Below are 18064 nucleotides of genomic sequence, written 5' to 3'. Positions count from 1 at the left end.
GGAGTATGGGTTATGGGTTTTAATGAACAAGAAAAAAACGCCTTATTGGCACTCAAAGGCGTTGGCCCTACTGTGATAAAGCGCTTCGAAGAAATTGGTATCAGTTCACTGCAACAACTGGCACAACACGAAGTGGATGATATCGCAAACTTAGTCGCCAGCATGCTGCGCACCACGTGCTGGAAAAACAGTCCTCAAGCGCGAAACGCCATAGGTGCGGCCATCGAACTCGCCCGCGCCCACCCGCTAGCAAACAAATAGTCATTCCTATTGATGAATACAACTAACAAAAAGCCAGAGTGAATACTCTGGCTTTCGTTTCAGTGTTAGCAATAAGGTGTCGGCTTAAAAACTGTAGGTCATACCTAACCAGTAGCGGCGGCCGTCTTCGATATAACCGTATTCCTCTTGGGTAATATCCTTATCGAAGGCGTTATAAATACCCGCGCTAAATTTCAGGCTATCGTTCAACTGATAGTTAGCCCCTAAATCCAGCAGAGTATAAGAAGGAGCGATTAAACTGTTCGATGACGGTCCCGTCGTCGGTTGGCTCTCTTCGCCACGGTAGTTCACTCTCAACCAAGTGCTTAAATTATCAATAGGCTCGTAGTTGAACGACGCTTGGATCAAATGCTTAGGCAATTGATTCAATGGACTGCCTTTGTAAGCACCCGTCTTTTGCTCTGAATCCGTGTAAGTGTAGTTACCCGTAAAGCTCAGGTTTGAGCGAATCCGATAATCGATACTCAGCTCAATCCCTTGAGTCACAGCATCGTCAATATTCACATAAGTGGTTGGGTCGGAACCAAATTGATTGGGGCCATCGGTACATTGAGTCGCAGGACAGGCCACGCGGGTGATCTTATCTTTAAACTCGTTATAGAACACACCCGCACTGGCGGTAATGCTCTCGGTCAGATCCGAATACACACCTAACTCATAGTTCACTGAGGTTTCGGGTTGTAAATCTGGATTACCGTACATGTTGCCGCCACGGCTCACTTGTCCCCAATCGGGCACTGTCTGGCGCAAACTCGGCGCCCTAAAGCCCGTCGACACGCCGCCCTTTAAGGTGGTGCTGTCGGTTAATCCCCACACGCCGTAAACACGCGGGCTGACATGGTGACCAAAGTTTTCATCGTCATCCAAACGTAGCCCCATGGTCAGGGCAAAGTTATCGACTATGCGCCATTCATCCTCAGAAAATACCGACCATTGTCTGCGACTGATATCGGTTAAGTCGCTAACCTGATTACCCGTTTCGTCGGTTAAATCTTGATGGTTAAATGCCGCACCAAAAGTCGCCGTATGGCTTTGGCCTAAGGTGGTGATCAGGCTAGATTGCGCATCCGTGTTAGTGATCTTCATCTTGCGGGTTTTGTTATCAAAAACCTCATGCTTGATATAAGAATCCGAGGTACCAAAGTCCCAACGCCCTGTGTGTGACAGCGAAATGGTGCTGTTTTCGTATTCTGTCGTTGAAGATTGAGGACAACCGCGACGACCACAGGCTTCGCCCGGTGCCAGCGGTGTAACGGTTTTGCCTAAGCTGCTGTCGAGTTCTTGGTTTGACACCCCAACTTCGAGCATGATGTCGTGGTTTTCATTGGGGGTGAGCGCAAAACGCGCGGTCAGATTCGTCGCATCACGGCCACGGTAACCGCCGTAGATATTATCTTCTTCACGCTGAGTGTATTGACCGTACAGTTGCATCCCCAGCAGATCTTTAATCAAACCACCATTGACGAAAAAGTTACTCTGGTACACATTCCCCGAGGTCGACTTTTCCTGCAACGTCGTGTCGAGTCGCACTTCACCCTGCCACTCATTCGGCACTTTACGGGTGATAATGTTGATCACGCCGCCAATGGCATCCGAACCATAAAGTGATGACATAGGCCCGCGAACAATTTCAATTCTGTCGATGGCCGCCAATGGTGGAGTCCAAGCGCCTTCAACACCTGGACCGTCGCTGTTAGTGCGTGTCTCGCGCGAAGATTGGCGTTTACCATCCACTAAAATTAACGTGTATTGGCTGCCCATGCCCCGCAGGCTGATGTCCTGACGGTCAGCGCCGCCGGTAATCACTACACCCGGGACTTCTAACATGGCATCGGTTAAGTCGCGATAGAAGCGGTTATCCAGATCCTCACGGGTGATCACACTGATAGATGCGGGCGCGTCGCGAATTTGTTGTTCAAATCCCGATGCGGTTACCACGATTCTTTCCATCATCTTTTCTTTATCAGGCGCGGTATCCGCAAGGACATTTGTCACAGGTACTGCGGGCAACAAACATAAAGCGGTGATCACTTGAGCGAGGTACTTCTTACGACTTAACAACATAACCGACAAGTCTCCATTGGACAAAGATTGTAAATGAGAACAATTTTCAATACGGCAATGTATCCCTATGTTACAATCAGCTCAAGTTAGACTTTAGGTATTCACTTGTAAGAGTTACTTAAAAATGAATAAAAACATGATCAAAGGCATGATCGTTTTTGCGGCAATCGCAGAAAAGGGCTCAATGAGCGCCGCGGCGCAGCAATTAAATCTCAGCTCGTCGGCGGTGAGTCAACAAGTAACTAAGCTCGAAATGGACATGGGGATCAGTCTATTCCACCGCAATACTCGCAATCTTACCCTCACAGAAGCGGGCAGCTTGTTCTATGAAAATTGCCGAAAAGTCATCGCGATAGTCGAAAGCACTGAGCAGAAACTCAATAACTTGAAAGGGATTCCTTCGGGGGAATTAAAGATTGCCGCGCCCATAGGTTTTGGCGGCGGCTTGTTGAGCGAACCCTTTAACTACCTATTGGCGGCGCATCCGCAGATAAGTTTGAATTTACTGCTGCAGGATGGCCCGATAGATATAGTCAACGAGGGCATAGATCTGGCGATTTGCATCGGGCCTTTATCAGACTCCAACTTAATTGCCCGCCACTTAGCCGATTGGCGCATGTTGCTGTGCGCCTCGCCCGATTATCTGCCAATGCACAAAACTATTCAGCATCCCGTTGAATTAGCTGTCTTTAATCGCATTAATCACCCCAGCGCTAACAGTGAAATCTTAACTCACAGCCGCAGCAAAGAATGCTTCGAACTGACAAGCCAGCGCATTACGGTCAACAATATGCAGGCATTAATCCAACTCACTCTCGATGGTCTCGGGTTTGCCGCTCTGCCCGAACCAGAAATACATAAATATCTCGAAAGCGGCCAGCTTGTGACCCTCTTACCCGAGTGGTCACTCAATACTTACAGCGTTTACAGCGTCACTTCGGCGCGGGATAAGCAGCCCGCAAAAGTGAAAGAAGCGCTCAATACACTTAGCCAATACTTCAGTCAGGCGGATTTTACCCCTGCAGTTCAATCTAAACAGCCTGTTCAAAATGGTGGCACAAAGGATTGCGTGACCAATATTTTACCCATAAAGCCCAAGCAAGCGTCCCATCACACCAACGTCGATCACGCATCTTAAGTGTGCCTTTTGCGCATTCATTTCTGCGCTAAGCTGAGGTATTCTGCTGGGATAAACCAATAAAAAAGATGTAACTCAATGAAAGATGTGGCCTTAGTGTTGGAAGGTGGCGGCCTTCGAGCCATTTATACCGCAGGTGTGTTAGACGCGTTTTTGCAGCAGTCGCTCAACTTCAGCTATGTGATTGGGGTGTCTGCGGGCGCCATTTATCCAGCTTCCTATGTGTCACGCCAATTTGGGCGTAATCTTCAAATTCAGCAGCAATATCTCAACGATAAACGCTATATGGGCCTGCGCCATTGGTTGGCGACAGGCAACTATGTCAACACAGACTTTACCTATCGCCGCATGGCCTATGAGTTACTGCCATTTGATTTTGATACATTTTTAAATAGTCATACCGAATTTAAGGTCGGCGCCTTTAACTGCAATACAGGGAAAACCGATTACTTCGGTATGGCCGATTTTAATGACCACGATAAATTACTCGACGTGCTCATCGCCTCCTCTAGCCTGCCTTTTATGTCTAAACCCAGCGTGATTAACCAACACCATTACCTCGATGGCGGCATCGGCGAACCGATACCGTTAGCGCAATCACGCAAAGATGGTTATGCACGCCAAGTGGTGATCTTGACTCAAGATCAGCATTACCAAAAATCCGCAATGAAAATGAATTGGTTAGCCCGCAAAGCCTACAAACGCTACCCCGCGGTTGCCCATGCGTTAAGTGAACGCCACCGAGTTTACAATCAAGCATTAACCGAGTTAGACCAAGCAGTTGCAGAAAATAACGCCTTTGTGATCCGCCCAGCGCAGCCACTTAATTTATCCAGGCTCGATCGCAATATCGATAAGGTGACCGCCGTCTATCAACAAGGGCTAGCGGATGGAAAAGCAGTCTTACCCACATTAACCGCTTGGTTAGCGGCGCCAAAAGAGCCTAAACCCGAGGCGTAATCGACGGCAGCACTTGGCTAATGATCAACTCACGTAGCCATTTATGGCTCAAGTCATGCTCGAAGTGTTTATGCCACATCAATAAATACGCGCCGGGGATCAGCTTGATAGGAGATGGTAAAGACTGAAGCTCGAAGGATTTCATCACAGCAAAGGCATAACGGGACGGCGCGCAAAGAATTAAATCGCTTTGTTCACACAGGGCCATAGCACTCTGAAAGTCGGTCATGTTCACGGCGATATCGCGCTGACGGCCCTCAAGTTGCAGCACATCATCCAGCAACCAATGCTCTATGCCACCAAAAGCCACTTGCAGATGGCGATAGCTCAAGAAGGTGTCTAAATTCCACTCTTGTGCTAACGCCGGATGATCGCGGCGCATCAAGCACACAGTATAATCCTGCACTAGCTCGACATGGCACAAGTCGTCGGGAATATGATTCACATGCATAGGCGAACGCTCGTCCCACTCGCGGCAACCTATGGCTAAGTCGATGTCGCAGCGCAGTAATCTGTCCATAGTATCGAGACGCCAGGTTTGGCAATTGAGACTCACACCGGGCGCTTGGGCGAGCAGCGAGGGCATAAAATGCGGGAAGGTCAGCGAGTATGTGGTTTCAACCAAATGCATTCTAAACTGCCGCTGACTTAAGGCGGGCTCGAAGGTGTCGGGCCGGGTAAATTGCGCCAATTGCTGTAAACATTGGCGCAATTCAGGCGCGAGTGACAAAGCCTTAGGCGTCGGCTTTAAACCGTAGGCGGTGCGCTCAAACAGAGGATCATCAAACACTTCCCTCAGGCGTGTCAGTTGTTTACTCACCGCCGACTGGCTCAAATGCAACCGCGCCGCAGCGGCCGTCACACTTTGTTCCTCAAGCAGGATTTCAAGTACGGGTAGTAAATTCAGATCCAAACGTTTTAGCATCTATCCCTCATTTACCCCAAAATACTGACTAGGGCTGCACTTTTTTAAATAGATTTAACCTTAAATTCTGTGGCAATTTCATCAACAACAGCGACAGTAATATTACACCTATCCCCGCCCACTGACGCATGTCTAATGTCTCACCCACAATCATGACCCCTAATGATACGGCAACCACGGGATTGACTAAAGCGACCATGCCCATGATTTCTGGCCCTAAATTTCGCATCGACCACAACCAAGCCCAATAAGCGATGGCGGTGTTGGCAATCACTAACCATATTAACGATGGCACCACAGTCAGACTCGGTAACTGCGGCGGGCCCGCCATAAACCACGCTAGCGGGATTAACATCAAACCACCCAAAAACAGCTGCCAGGCGGTGAGCACTAAAAAGTCACCCACATCCCACTTTTGCATCCAGCGAGAAGAGAAAGCAATTAACGTCGTGGCGCTCAACATGCACAACACGCCGATAGGATCGAGATCCGCCGACGGGTTAAGCAGTAAAATCACCCCGCCAAGGCCCATTAAGCCTAATAGTAACCACTTCATCCCAGGGCGTTTTTTGTCAATCACCCAAGCTAAGATTAAGAAAATTAACGGCAGCGTCGCCCCTAATGTCCCCGCCACTGCGCCCGGCAAACGATACGCGCCGATAAATAACAAGGTGAAGAAGGCACCGATATTACAAAAAGCCAGCAAACCGAGCTTTGACCACACCAGCGTTGGCAAGCGAGGACGCAGCATCAACATAAGTATCCCCGCAGGCAGCGCGCGCCACACGGCCACCCAATAGGGCGACATGTCATGTAAGTAGAGACTCACTAACGCATAGGTCGTCCCCCAAAATACAGGGGCGAGTAAGGCGATTACAAAAGGCATAATAACTCTTTAAAAAGTATCTTGATGTGAAGATATGTTATTCTCAGTCTTCACTCCTAGCAAGTGAAGTTTATGAATATCTCGTTATCGGTGGGAGTTAATCAAGTTAACTATTTGATTTAAAAACTAAGGTTGCCAGTCATTGTAGGACAGATGGATAGTTTGATAAATCTGGCTTAACTCTCCAGTCTGCCGCAGTAGTTCAATCATGCGGCTCAAATATGCATCTACGGCATCCCCTTCGGGGCCCTTGGCAATCACAAACACATCTTCAAAATCGCCAAAGTCTTCACGGTGGATATTATGCAACTTCAACTGTTTCAGCATCATATCGGCCTCTTCCTGTGCCCAAACGAAGGCATCGATACGGCCATGAGAAAGTTTTAGCAAAGAACGTTTAATGGTTATTGAAGGCTCCGCAGGGATAGGCATGTAATCCGGAATCGCCTCCACGGTAAATACGCGCCCCGTTTGCTGCTGATCAAATAACATGGCCTTCGTTATCGGCTTATCCACATTGGTATAAAGCACGTGGGTGACTTGCCCAAATGAAACAGAACTAAAACGGTAAGGTAAGGCATCTAACGCGGCATTATTACGGATTGCGGGCAAACCAAAATCAGCACGACCAAGCGTCACGCCTAGCATCGCCCGTGAAAGCGGGAAAACCTTAATCTCAATTTCAACCTCAGGATCTGCCCTATCAATTGCTTTAACCAGTTCCACAAATGGCCCTGTGCCATCGGCATTAATTAATCCAGGGATCTCCCCTAAATAAGCCGTCATCTGCCGCTTGCCGCCAGCATTAATGACAGCATCATCCGCGGCATAGGCTGGGGTGAAAATGCTGTGAAGGAAAAGTACAGAAAAAATACACAAGGTGATAAAGTGACTGAACATGAGTGGTCCCTCGGTGGCTTTCTCAAGCTTAGCAGACGACAACGATTGTGGCGTTCATTCCTCGTATCCAAATGAGAACGTGATAAAGCATCACTCTGTCACTGTGCTTAGCTGCCGTTTGCCGTATAATCAGCCGTCATTTTTCTATAGGCGGGCCAGTATGTTCCATATCGCACTCTATGAGCCAGAAATCGCACCTAACACAGGTAATATCATTCGCTTATGCGCCAACAACGGTTGTCAGCTGCATTTGATTGAGCCATTAGGTTTTGATCTAGAAGAGAAAAAGTTGCGCCGCGCTGGTTTAGATTATGCCGACTTGACCAATGTAACTCGCCACAAAGACTTCGATGCCTTCCTCGAAGCCATGGCAGGTAAGCGCATTATGGCCTGCACCACTAAAGGCAGTCGTCCGCATACTGAGCTGAGTTTTGCAAAAGATGATGTGCTGCTATTTGGCCCTGAAACCCGCGGCTTGCCGATGGCGATTATCGAATCTATCCCGACCGAGCAGAGACTGCGTATTCCGATGGCGGCAACCAGCCGTAGTTTGAATCTGTCGAATGCGGTGGCGATTATCAGCTACGAAGCATGGCGTCAGCTCGGGTTTGAAGGCGCTATTTAATACCTAGGAATATGATTTGGATTAGGCTGGACTTAACCAGCCAATTTTCCAATCACTAAGCCAAATCATTCAGCCATCTGCTCTGAAAGATTTCTTTCCCAGTGATAAGCTGCCTTATTTCACAAGAAGTATCCATGAAGGCTCTACTAAAACATTCCTGCTTTAGAAGATCGTTGGTACAACAATGCCAATCCTCGCTACCCTCTAGCTGTTTGTTCAACTAAAAGATATTCCCCAAAGCAAGGCGGCTGAATCGGATATTGCGTAATATACATTGCCACTGTTTCCCCAGTGACACGCCGCCCTTTTATTTTACAAGAAGTATCCCTATAGGCTCGACGGCGGCATCTGCAGCACACGGAAGTGTAAATGCCGCGATCACATGGCCAATGATGTTCCCAACATCATAGTGGCATTTCCCATATCCCTATGGGTCAGATGTGAAAGAGTGGCCATGCCGCCAACGGTCACTGTTGCAACAGTGACAATTTTGACGACCATTGAACTGTTCATCCGACGAAAAGGCTAATGCCCCATTTCGAGCTAGGGAGTGTGATTGTTTGGGCTGCCTTGGTATATGTTCAAACTAATAAATCGTAATCCGAAGATGATAGAAGTTTGATGGATCTGCGCTCATTGTCATTAATCTGAGTAGCTTTTAAATTCTCTTTTTGTTTACTATTGCATTTTTGATGAGGTCTGGACTTTTCAAGTAAAATATTGCATTTAAACAATGCGTCATGAACATAAGGAAAACACATTCAAATGAAAACGGATTTATTTATTTCATACGCTTGGACGTCAAATGAGCATAAAGAGTGGGTTCACCTACTCGCAAGCCAACTTCATTTAATGGGTTACACGGTGAAAATTGACGAAGCAGTCGACTATGGTTCGAGTTTAAGTGGCTTCATGCAAGAAGTAACCGATGCTTCTCATGTACTTTTAGTTGTTGATGAAAATTATGTCGAACGTGCAGACAATGCCCCAACATCAGGAGTAGGTATTGAGACAGAATGGATAAGCAGTGTTTTTGAGAGTAAACCAAACACATGGCTGTCCGTTCTTTTTGTTAGAAACCCTAACAATAGATTGCCTCGTTGGCTAGAAGCTAAAAGTCCTAAAGGTTTTGATTTTAATTCAAACCCTGATGCAAGGAGATATCCAGGATCAACCCAGATAGACGCAGTATGGCGGTGGATTGAAGGACTTCCCGCAGACAAACGACATGCGATACCTCTCTCAGTCATTCATAAACGAGCAGCGCGACTTGAGCGGATTGATGTTCTGAAAGACTCTGGTAATTATGCAAACCCAGCTCTAAATGGGCGTGTAACTTTTCGCTATCGAGAGCATTCAGGTTATACAGTTGGAAATGGTGAGTACCAGTTCAAAATTCATTTCAGTGGGTGTTCAGGAAATAGTGTCTATGTATACACTGACGGTGGCCTTAAAGCTGTGGGGCTAATAACAACTTCAAACTTTACCCCCTCAACAGTTGATTCTTTTCTAACCCCCGGTCGAACAATCACCCCCTACTGTCGGACAAAAAGCCGTGCTCTTGAATAGTGAGGGGGCTCTCTGTGTTTTGACTATCGAAGAAGTCCAACCTGAAATAAATACTGAACAGTATGTACCCGAGCATGTAACTTTCACTTATGAAATTTTAGTTAATCAATAGCGGGATCATTTAGCTCATTTGTTCCTAGCTTGTGTAGTGGCCAAGTGAAATTGGCCACTACACTAGAGGCTTTGCTATACCCAAAGTAATTCGTTAAACGCTAATTTAGTAGTCTCCATAACTCAGTTATGTCCCAAAGTGAGTTGCGTATTGTCGAGTATGAATAAGTCGGCTTAATTCGATGGCGCGACAGACGTCATCTCTATCCCACGAAAAAGCTGATAGCGGTCGATATCATCGTCTAAATATTGGATATTCTGCGTCCATTGCCAGCCACCCGCTTGAGTCTGAGTCTGAGTCTGAGTCTGAGTCTGAGCATCGAAGAGTAACTGGATCAACGCGGGTCTCGCATTGACAACCCCTTCCCCTAGCAGGGAATAATCCCCATTTTGTCGATATAAACTAAAGACTTGCTGTTTATCTTCCGCCACACCGTCGTAATAGGTCAGTAATACTTGATCGCCCTGCTCCCTAAACCACCAAGTTTCGCTAAAGGGCGCCTTCGTGCCGATACTCACAGATAAAATCAACTGGCGCTGATCGTGGGAGCAAAAGCCCGTAACGGCCACTTTTTTCGGAATTTCCCCCGCCTTGGCAGCATCACCCGCCCATTGCCCCACCAATTGTGGACAAAATTCCTTGAAACTGACCTTAGCGGCCATGACTGAGAAGGACGAAAACACGCTCAGTACAATGGCAAGACCCAACATAAGGTTCAAACGGTCGATTTTAAGCGGCATATCTCTAGCACCTACCCGAAACAGATCAATACATTAGCGTTAAAAGCATCAATCGACAAATCCCCCATCACAAACGATTCCTTTAACGACGGAATGAACGCTTTTGTATTGCAGTTAGCCTGACAGTTTACCGCCTACATCAACCTCTTTTGAGCTGAGATACCCAACAAAGATTCACAGTTGCTTACATAACAGCTTATTCAGGCATAGCGGGTTTTCATGCTAACTTGCCACTTAGCAAAAATACGCAACATCATAATCCTAGTAACTGTTTGTATCACAAGGAGACTCATAGTGAAGAAGACAGGCATTTTATTACTCTGTTTACTGATGCCCTTTAGCTCGGCATTTGCAGACCAAGGCAAACCACTCTCAGCGGAATTACTTTGGCAACTCAAACGTATCGGTAGCCCGATTGTATCCCCCACGGGTGAACACATTATCGCGCCAGTCACAGAGTACGATCTCAAAGCTGATAAAGGCTCGACCCAGCTGTGGCGTTTCGATGGCAAGCAAAACCGAGCCATCACAGCCAAAGGTTTAAGGGTGAGCGAGCCCGTGTTTTCCCCCGACGGCAAAACCTTGGCATTTGTAAGCAAGCGCAATGAAGACGAGGCGAGCCAAATTTACCTGCTGCCGATGGATGGTCCGGGTGAAGCGCAGCGCTTAACCGATATTCCCACAGGAGTTAACAGCATTAAGTGGGTTGGCAAGCATCTGTATTTCATCAGCAATATCTTTCCCAATCAAAGCTGGGAAGAAATGAAAACCCAGCTCGCCACAGATACAGACAATAAGGTTTCCGCCCATCAATGGAACGCCTTGCCCTATTCCCAATTTGATCACTGGTTAGATGAACGTCGCCAAGCCCATGTATTTAGAATTCCGGCCAAAGGCGGTAATGTCGAAAATATCACCCAGCCTGCGGGCCATGAATTACCACGCTCAGACCAAAGCAGTGCAAGCTATGATGTTTCCCCCAATGAGGGCTGGATTGCCTTCAACGCCTATGGTTCAGAGAATAAAGTCGATCCTAAAATTGATATATTTCTCGCCACGATTGGAGACAACAAGGCCGAAAATCTCACCGCTGATAATCAAGCGCCGGATCTAAATCCTAGCTTTAGCCCTAACGGTAAAACGCTCGCCTTTACCCGCCAGAAAATCCCCGGTTTCTACGCCGATACCTCAAGGCTGATGCTGCTGGATATCGACAGCCGTAAACTCACAACACTCACATCAGACTGGGACCGTTCTGTCTCTCAATTCAGTTGGACACCCGACAACAAGGGCTTTTATGCCACTGTGGAAGACGCCGCCACAAACCGCATTTACTCTATCGATGCCAAGAACGGCAAAGTAAAAGCCATCACAGAGGCAACCGATTTTAGCCAACCCGCCATAGGCAAAGACGGCGAACTGATTGCCACCAATCAGAGCTTCTTGTATCCCGCTCGCTTGGTTAGCATCAATCCTCGCAACGGTAAGATTGAACGCCTAGAAAACTTTAACGACGACATTCTTAAAGATGTCGACCTAGGCACTTATGAATCAGTGACCTACAAAGGCTATCAAGGTAAAGATATTCAAATGTGGGTTCACTATCCCGCAGGGTTTGATCGCAGCAAAAAATACCCACTGTTTATGCTCGTCCACGGCGGGCCACACAATGCCATTACCGACGGTTTCCATTACCGTTGGAACGCGCAAACCTTTGCCTCTTGGGGTTATGTCACAGCGTGGCCAAACTTCCACGGTTCGAGCGGCTTTGGTCAGGAATTTGCCGATTCCATTAATCCCGATTGGAAGACAAAACCCCTCGAGGATGTGCTCAAGGCGGCAGACTGGTTTAAACAACAAAGCTGGATAGACAGTGATCGCATGGTGGCGGGTGGTGCAAGTTATGGTGGTTACCTGACCTCGATTATCTTAGGTCAGCCGCATCCCTTTAAAGCGCTATTGATCCATGCTGCGGTCTACGACATGTATGCACAAATGGCGTCGGACTTTGCCGTACACAGCACCCGATTTGGCAACTATTGGGATAATCCAGAACTGTATAAAGCCATTTCGCCCCATTACTTTGCGGCTAACTTCAACACTCCTACCTTAGTCAGTCATGGCCAACTCGATTACTTAGTGCCGGCGACCCAAGGGTTCGAACTGTTCCACACCCTGCAAAGTCGACATGTTGAATCGCGGATGATTTATTTCCCCGATGAAAATCATTGGATTATGAAGCCCAATAACTCAGTCTACTGGTATAACGAAGTGAAGAAGTGGATGACCCACTTTGCCGAACCTGGCGCGCGTTAAACACCATCCATAAGATACAAAAAAGGTCTGCAATGCAGACCTTTTTAATCGGTTAACTTAAACCAGAACCTAAACTAACATCTTATTTTTTAAGACTTAACTTAAAATAACTTGATTTAAAATGGCTTGGCTTATTGGCCAAATCCCGTCGCTTTAATATCCACGGTTTGCACTTTGCCATACTTAGCGGCGATAGGTGCAATCTTAGCCGCGTTGCCAATCAGCACAAATTGCAGGTCTTTTTGCGGGAAGTAAGTTTTCACGAGTCTTTGGGTTTCTTCTAAGGTCAAACCATCCACCTTAGCTTGGAACTCATTGATAAACTTATCATCGAAGCCGTATAGATACATGCCAGACAACAATCCCGCCAGTTGGCCTGAGGTTTCAAACTTAGGTGGGAACTGGCCCTTCACATAGGCTTTAGCCGAATCTAAGGTGGTTTGATCTACGCCTTTCTCCCATAAACGAGCATAGGTTTTCAGTGCGAGATCAATCGCTTCTTGAGTGGTTTCCGTCTTAGTGAAAGTGCTAATAGTAAACACACCCGAGTCGGTATAAGGACTAAAACCTGAGCGTGCGCCATAGGTTAAGCCAGCGTTTACCCGCAGCTCGTCGTTAAGCCAAGAGGTAAAACGACCACCTAAAATAGTGTTCACTACCGTTAAACCGACATAGTCTGGATTGTCACGACTAATGCCTAAACCGCCGATAACAAAGGTGGTTTCGATTGCATCGGGTTTATCCACCAGCAAAACTTTAGCCGCAGTTAACTGAGGCAAGCCTTGATTTAAGTCAGGCTGCACCAGTTTCTCGCTGCCTTTCCACTGACCAAAGGTTTGCGTCAGCTTGGTCTTCATCGCAGCAACATCAAAGTCACCCACGACGGTAATCGCAGTATTGGCCGGTTGGTAGTAACTCTTATGGAAAGCGCGCAGTTGCGACACTGTCACTTTTTCAAGCGAATCGCTGTTACCCGAAGCCGCATTACCATAAGGATGGGCACCAAATACCAGCTTATCGAAGTAACGACCAATCACCGCCCGTGGGCTTTCTTTATCTTGCTGCAAACCCGCAATCGCGCGTTGCTTGAGTTTATCGAACTCGGCAGCATCAAAGTCCGGCGTTAACATCGCCGCGCTAAATAAGCCCAGCATGACATCAGTATCTTTCGCCATAAAATCGGCGCTGAGATAGCTGCCTTCTTTATCCGCTTCAGCGCCTAAACTTGCACCGAGAAAATCCACTTGCTGCTCGATATCCGCCTTAGATTTACCCGCCGCCCCTAACAACAAACCTTCTGCCGTCATTTGCGCCACGCCTGCGGTGGTGTCATTGACAGCTCCCGCACGTACCACGGCATTTAAGGTGACTAAAGGCACTTCGCGCTGCGGCATTAAATACACAGTTAAGCCGTTATCCAGCACGAACTTGTCGTAACTTGGCATCACAAAGCTGCCAGTTTCGACGCGTTTTGGCGCCGATGTCGTAGCACAACCTGCTAAGGCTAAACTTGTGCCTAGGGCTAATGCGGCCATTAACTTAGAAGGTTTCCCGAGTGATGCCATCTTAAGTGATTTCATTGCTGTCGATTTCATTGCCATCGATTTCGCTGCCGTTGATTTCATTGCCATCGCTTTCATTGGGAGCTCTCCTCGTTTGCCGCCAGCACAGCTACAGTGCGATTCGATTTACGTAAGTAGGTTTGGGCAACACGTTGAATATCCGCTGGCGTCACCTTGTTATAGGCTTCTGGCGCATTAAATAGCTTGTCATAACTGCCAAAATACATCTCATAGGTGCCTATGGTATTGGCCTTGCCATTGATGGTTTCCATCGAACGATAAAAATCCATCAACTTGATATTTTTAACTTTATCCAGCTCTTGCTGGGTAACACCCGTTGTCGCAATCGCATCGATTTGTTCAATCAGTGCCTGCTCCAGCGTCGAGGCTTTCACCTCAGGCGTGGCAACACCCATCACATAGAAGAGGTTAGGGTCGACCGACATCGGCATATAGGTTTGCGCTTCTAAGGCCACTTGTCTATCAACCAGTGATTGATATAAACGCGAGCTATTACCTTGGCTTAAAATCGAGCTTAATAAATCCAGCGCATAAAAATCTGCGTGAGTCGCCGCCGGAATATGGTAAGCCAGCATCACATTCGGTGTGCTCACCGATGCCTTTTGCACAAAGGTACGACGCTCGCCCTTTTGCTCAGGTTCTACGGTGCGAATCGCTTTAGGCGGAGTTTGTGCAGGAATAGGCGCAAAGTATTTGTCGGCCAAGGCTTTAACTTGGGCAACCTTCACATCACCGGCAATCACAACCACGGCATTGTTCGGCGCATAATAGGTTTTGTGGTACTGCACGAGATCTTCCAGCGTCCAAGCGGCAATATCCGACTCATGGCCGATCACCGACCAAGAATACGGATGGGCTAAAAACGCCACGCCTTTGATCTCACCTTCGAGGGCATTCCAGTTAGAGTTTTCTAAGCCAGTGGAGCGTTCCGACTGCACTACACCACGTTCGCTATCGACCATAGTTTGGTTGATATCTAAGTTTGCGATACGGTCGGCTTCGAGATCGAACATAGTTTCAAGCGCATTGGCGGGGAACCAATCGGTATAAACCGTCATGTCTTCAGTGGTATACGCATTATTCGCGCCACCTGCGGCTTCCATAGTACGGTCGAACATTTTTGGACCGTACTTTTTCGAACCGTTAAACATCATGTGTTCGAAAAAGTGCGAAATACCGGTAATGCCGGGCACTTCGTTACGAGAACCGACTTTCCAAAACAAGTACATGTTGGCATTGGGAATAGAGGCATCTTCTAGCACCATGATTTTCATGCCGTTATCTAGCGTGAAACTCTTAATGTCTTCTGCCGTGGTGGCCTGTGCTTGGCTTAGGGGATTCAAAAGTCCCATGGCCAACACCAGAGCCGATAGCGTGCGCTTCATCTTGTTCGCTCCTTGCTGTAAAAATTCACATATGAGGGCATATTGATTAACAAATCAAGCGCAGAAAGCGTATCCCGCGCCGATTTTTTGTAAGCTCAAGTTATACCGAAGAGCTTACGGAATAAGACTTGCGCGGCTTATTGCGCGTTAAGCGCCGTTAATGCCACTTTGGTCATGGCCTCAACTCCCACTTTTAACGCACTTTCATCTACATAAAAAGCCGGAGAATGATTGCTGGCCGCGGTTTCTGGATCCGTTCCCTTTGGCGTCACCCCGAGGAAGAAAAACATCCCCGGCGCTTCTAAGGCGTAGTAAGAAAAATCTTCGGCACCTGTGATTAACCCAGGTTCAATCAGCATCTTATCGCCGACTACACTGGCGAGCACAGGACGCATGCTAGCGACTAATTCGGGATTGTTGACCACAACAGGATAACCTGGGTGGATCTCTGTTGTCGCACTCGCACCAAGCGTTTTCGCCGACAACTCGGCCATTTCAGCTAAACGCACTTTGATATCGGCGCGCATGGGCTGGTCGAAGGTGCGAATAGTGCCAATCAGCTCGACTTCATCGGGAATAATGTTAGAGCGAATGCCACCATTAACCGCACCAAAGCTCACTACGGCAGGGGCTTTAGTGATATCCACCTGACGGCTGACAATCGTTTGCACATTGGTAATAATTTGCGCCGCGGCGACGATAGGATCGACCCCATTCCAAGGACGCGAACCGTGGGTTTGGCGGCCTTTCACTTTGATCGTAAAGGAATCTTCACTCGCCATCGCCGGACCACTGCGCACACCAATCATGCCACTCGGCATGCTAGAGGTAACATGCATACCAAACACTTGGTCAGGTTTACGCTTAGCAAACAGCCCTTCTTTAAGCATTAACTCCGCGCCGCCTTCTTCCCCGTCTGGCGCGCCTTCTTCGGCAGGTTGGAAGATAAACATCACATCACCCGCGAGGCTATCTTTCACTTTCACGAGGTTTTCAGCCACGCCCATCAACATGGCCACATGGGTATCGTGCCCACAGGCATGCATCACCCCCACCGTTTGATCGCGGTAAGTGTCGGTCGCTTTAGAGGCAAAGGGCAAGTCAACCACCTCAGTCACAGGCAAGGCATCCATATCCGCTCGAATCGCAATCAAGGGACCAGACTTGCCACCTTTCAGCTTCCCGCCTTTCAAAATGGCCACCACGCCCGTATGCGCCACACCCGTTTGTACTTCTAAACCTAATGATTTCAGATGCTTTTCAATAATCTTGCTGGTGCGAAATTCACGGTTAGACAACTCAGGATGTTGATGTAAATCGCGGCGCCAGTCGATCACCTTTTGCTCCACACCCGCCGCCAACTTAGCCGCATCCGGCACAGCACTGGTCGCCGCTTGCGCCGAACTCAAACCCGCGCCCATAAAGCTCAAGGCTAAAGCCGAAGCGAGTAAGGTCTTGGAAAAAATGGCTTTGTTTGCAGAAAAGTTAAACCCAAATGATCTTGGGATCGATGATGTTGAGATAGCAGATGGTGATACAGAGGGTAAAGTCATAGCGATAACCTATTGTTGTTTTTATAAGCTACCTAAACTACACGGACATTGAAGAATTGTTAATAGATTTAATGATGAAGGTAAATAACACAACAGGTATTAGGGACTAAAAACCGTCAGCAATAGAGATTAAGCACTGCCACTACAGTGACTCGCAGCCAGTCCGTCCATATATGCTCGAACGTGGCATCCATGCCACGGACGGTCACTTCCATGACTGTGCTTAATACCGTTAATTCCGGCGTACCTATTTAGCTTATTTTTTTAATCCACAAAATTTCTTAATGGATGAATCACTCTGTCCTTTAAGCGCAAATTTTCACGACCAGAAGCCGACTTAATTTCCATTATTTGGCATTGAATCAATTCTTAAGAGATTTGATTCATTTTTAGGGTAAAAAACGCCCTCGAATAACCGAAAACTGTGCATTTGAGCGGGTTTTAGGGGATAGCGTGAATCAGTCTGGTGTAGAGTGATTCACTGGCTCAATTTTGGACAGTTTAGAATACTTATTCCAAACCTTTAATGGACAAAACACTCAATGGAGTAGATTAAAAGTCACTTGTTAAGAAGAGAACGGCTTGCTCTTCACCATCAGGAGAAAAATTCAACGTAGCATCAACTAACTTAGTTCTTGCACGCTCTCTACGTGCCTTAATCAGCTTTAGTTCTTCAAGTTTATATACTCGATTTGCATCATTGAACTTCTCTCCATTAGCGGTAAATCCAATAACTTCCATTTCTGGGTTTAGCTGCTGAAGGATCACAATCAATTCTTTAACGTTCATTACTATTTTACCTCATGAGATATTTATTGTTTTCTATTGAGTGGATATGTTTCAAATAAATTTAAAGGTATGATAAAGGCTTGCTTTTAATTAATGTAATCAATCGCTTGCTTAATCATCTTGAAGTTAATACTGATACGTTCTTCACCAATAATACCCATAAAGACCGTCTCCACTACTTCCATTATTTTCATGGATATCAACATCCCATGATAAAAACTCGTCTTGATATTCTTC

The 18064-nt window shown here is 47.2% G+C and carries 16 protein-coding genes; 6 read left to right on the top strand and 10 right to left on the bottom strand.

The window, feature by feature from the left end:
* Window positions 1-12 precede the first annotated feature (12 nt).
* Window positions 13-261, top strand: a complete 249-nt coding sequence (locus FW758_RS17585; protein ID WP_259577439.1) for a helix-hairpin-helix domain-containing protein — start codon at window positions 13-15, stop codon at window positions 259-261.
* Between the two features lie 84 nt (window positions 262-345).
* On the opposite strand, the gene FW758_RS17580 is transcribed toward FW758_RS17585, so the two are convergent.
* Window positions 346-2346 (bottom strand): ligand-gated channel protein, encoded by a 2001-nt coding sequence (locus tag FW758_RS17580; RefSeq protein WP_446446070.1) that lies wholly within the window; start codon window positions 2344-2346, stop codon window positions 346-348.
* 124 nt (window positions 2347-2470) lie between these two features.
* Between FW758_RS17580 and FW758_RS17575 the strand changes: the two genes are divergently transcribed.
* Both FW758_RS17575 and FW758_RS17570 read left to right on the top strand, forming a co-directional pair.
* The gene (locus tag FW758_RS17575) at window positions 2471-3484 is read left to right on the top strand and encodes a LysR family transcriptional regulator (RefSeq protein WP_446446069.1); all 1014 of its coding nucleotides are present in this window, start codon (window positions 2471-2473) and stop codon (window positions 3482-3484) included.
* A gap of 78 nt (window positions 3485-3562) precedes the next feature.
* On the top strand, window positions 3563-4444 hold the full coding sequence (locus FW758_RS17570; RefSeq protein ID WP_446446068.1) for a patatin-like phospholipase family protein: 882 nt from the start codon (window positions 3563-3565) through the stop codon (window positions 4442-4444).
* On the opposite strand, the gene FW758_RS17565 is transcribed toward FW758_RS17570, so the two are convergent.
* The 3 genes from FW758_RS17565 to FW758_RS17555 form a co-directional block, all read right to left on the bottom strand.
* The gene (locus tag FW758_RS17565; protein ID WP_012090512.1) at window positions 4428-5369 is read right to left on the bottom strand and encodes a LysR family transcriptional regulator; all 942 of its coding nucleotides are present in this window, start codon (window positions 5367-5369) and stop codon (window positions 4428-4430) included. The two genes, FW758_RS17570 and FW758_RS17565, sit on opposite strands and share 17 nt — an antisense overlap.
* A gap of 28 nt (window positions 5370-5397) precedes the next feature.
* On the bottom strand, window positions 5398-6255 hold the full coding sequence (locus FW758_RS17560) for a DMT family transporter (protein ID WP_446446067.1): 858 nt from the start codon (window positions 6253-6255) through the stop codon (window positions 5398-5400).
* Window positions 6256-6381: 126 nt separating this feature from the next.
* Window positions 6382-7155 carry a transporter substrate-binding domain-containing protein gene (locus FW758_RS17555; protein ID WP_261273615.1) on the bottom strand — a complete coding sequence of 258 codons (774 nt, stop codon included), beginning with the start codon at window positions 7153-7155 and terminating at the stop codon, window positions 6382-6384.
* Between the two features lie 160 nt (window positions 7156-7315).
* On the opposite strand from FW758_RS17555, the gene trmL reads away from it, so the two are divergent.
* A complete protein-coding gene (gene trmL / locus FW758_RS17550; RefSeq protein ID WP_113940306.1) occupies window positions 7316-7780 on the top strand; it encodes a tRNA (uridine(34)/cytosine(34)/5-carboxymethylaminomethyluridine(34)-2'-O)-methyltransferase TrmL in 465 nt (154 codons plus the stop codon).
* A 378-nt stretch (window positions 7781-8158) separates the two neighbouring features.
* Here trmL and FW758_RS17545 read toward each other — a convergent pair whose 3' ends face one another.
* Window positions 8159-8281: a hypothetical protein gene (locus FW758_RS17545; RefSeq protein ID WP_446446066.1), complete on the bottom strand. Its 123-nt coding sequence runs from the start codon at window positions 8279-8281 to the stop codon at window positions 8159-8161.
* 264 nt (window positions 8282-8545) lie between these two features.
* Between FW758_RS17545 and FW758_RS17540 the strand changes: the two genes are divergently transcribed.
* The gene (locus FW758_RS17540; RefSeq protein ID WP_446446065.1) at window positions 8546-9349 is read left to right on the top strand and encodes a toll/interleukin-1 receptor domain-containing protein; all 804 of its coding nucleotides are present in this window, start codon (window positions 8546-8548) and stop codon (window positions 9347-9349) included.
* Window positions 9350-9634: 285 nt separating this feature from the next.
* Here the strand turns inward: FW758_RS17540 and FW758_RS17535 are convergent, their stop codons facing one another.
* Window positions 9635-10201, bottom strand: a complete 567-nt coding sequence (locus FW758_RS17535) for a hypothetical protein (protein WP_446446064.1) — start codon at window positions 10199-10201, stop codon at window positions 9635-9637.
* A gap of 294 nt (window positions 10202-10495) precedes the next feature.
* Here FW758_RS17535 and FW758_RS17530 point away from each other — a divergent pair, with 294 nt between their 5' ends.
* Window positions 10496-12517, top strand: a complete 2022-nt coding sequence (locus FW758_RS17530) for a prolyl oligopeptidase family serine peptidase (RefSeq protein ID WP_446446063.1) — start codon at window positions 10496-10498, stop codon at window positions 12515-12517.
* 131 nt (window positions 12518-12648) lie between these two features.
* Here FW758_RS17530 and FW758_RS17525 read toward each other — a convergent pair whose 3' ends face one another.
* From FW758_RS17525 to FW758_RS17510, 4 genes are all read right to left on the bottom strand, one after another.
* Window positions 12649-14112 (bottom strand): M16 family metallopeptidase, encoded by a 1464-nt coding sequence (locus FW758_RS17525; RefSeq protein WP_446446079.1) that lies wholly within the window; start codon window positions 14110-14112, stop codon window positions 12649-12651.
* A gap of 41 nt (window positions 14113-14153) precedes the next feature.
* Window positions 14154-15485, bottom strand: a complete 1332-nt coding sequence (locus FW758_RS17520; RefSeq protein WP_446446062.1) for a M16 family metallopeptidase — start codon at window positions 15483-15485, stop codon at window positions 14154-14156.
* A 137-nt stretch (window positions 15486-15622) separates the two neighbouring features.
* Complete coding sequence (locus FW758_RS17515; protein WP_446446061.1) at window positions 15623-17038, bottom strand: amidohydrolase; 1416 nt, start codon at window positions 17036-17038, stop codon at window positions 15623-15625.
* A gap of 552 nt (window positions 17039-17590) precedes the next feature.
* The gene (locus FW758_RS17510) at window positions 17591-17827 is read right to left on the bottom strand and encodes a hypothetical protein (RefSeq protein WP_173242358.1); all 237 of its coding nucleotides are present in this window, start codon (window positions 17825-17827) and stop codon (window positions 17591-17593) included.
* Window positions 17828-18064 lie beyond the last annotated feature (237 nt).

Source organism: Shewanella sp. 1180_01 (assembly GCF_052850535.1).
Note: the sequence above shows the minus strand (reverse complement) of the source record. Positions and strands in the feature narration are given on the sequence as shown.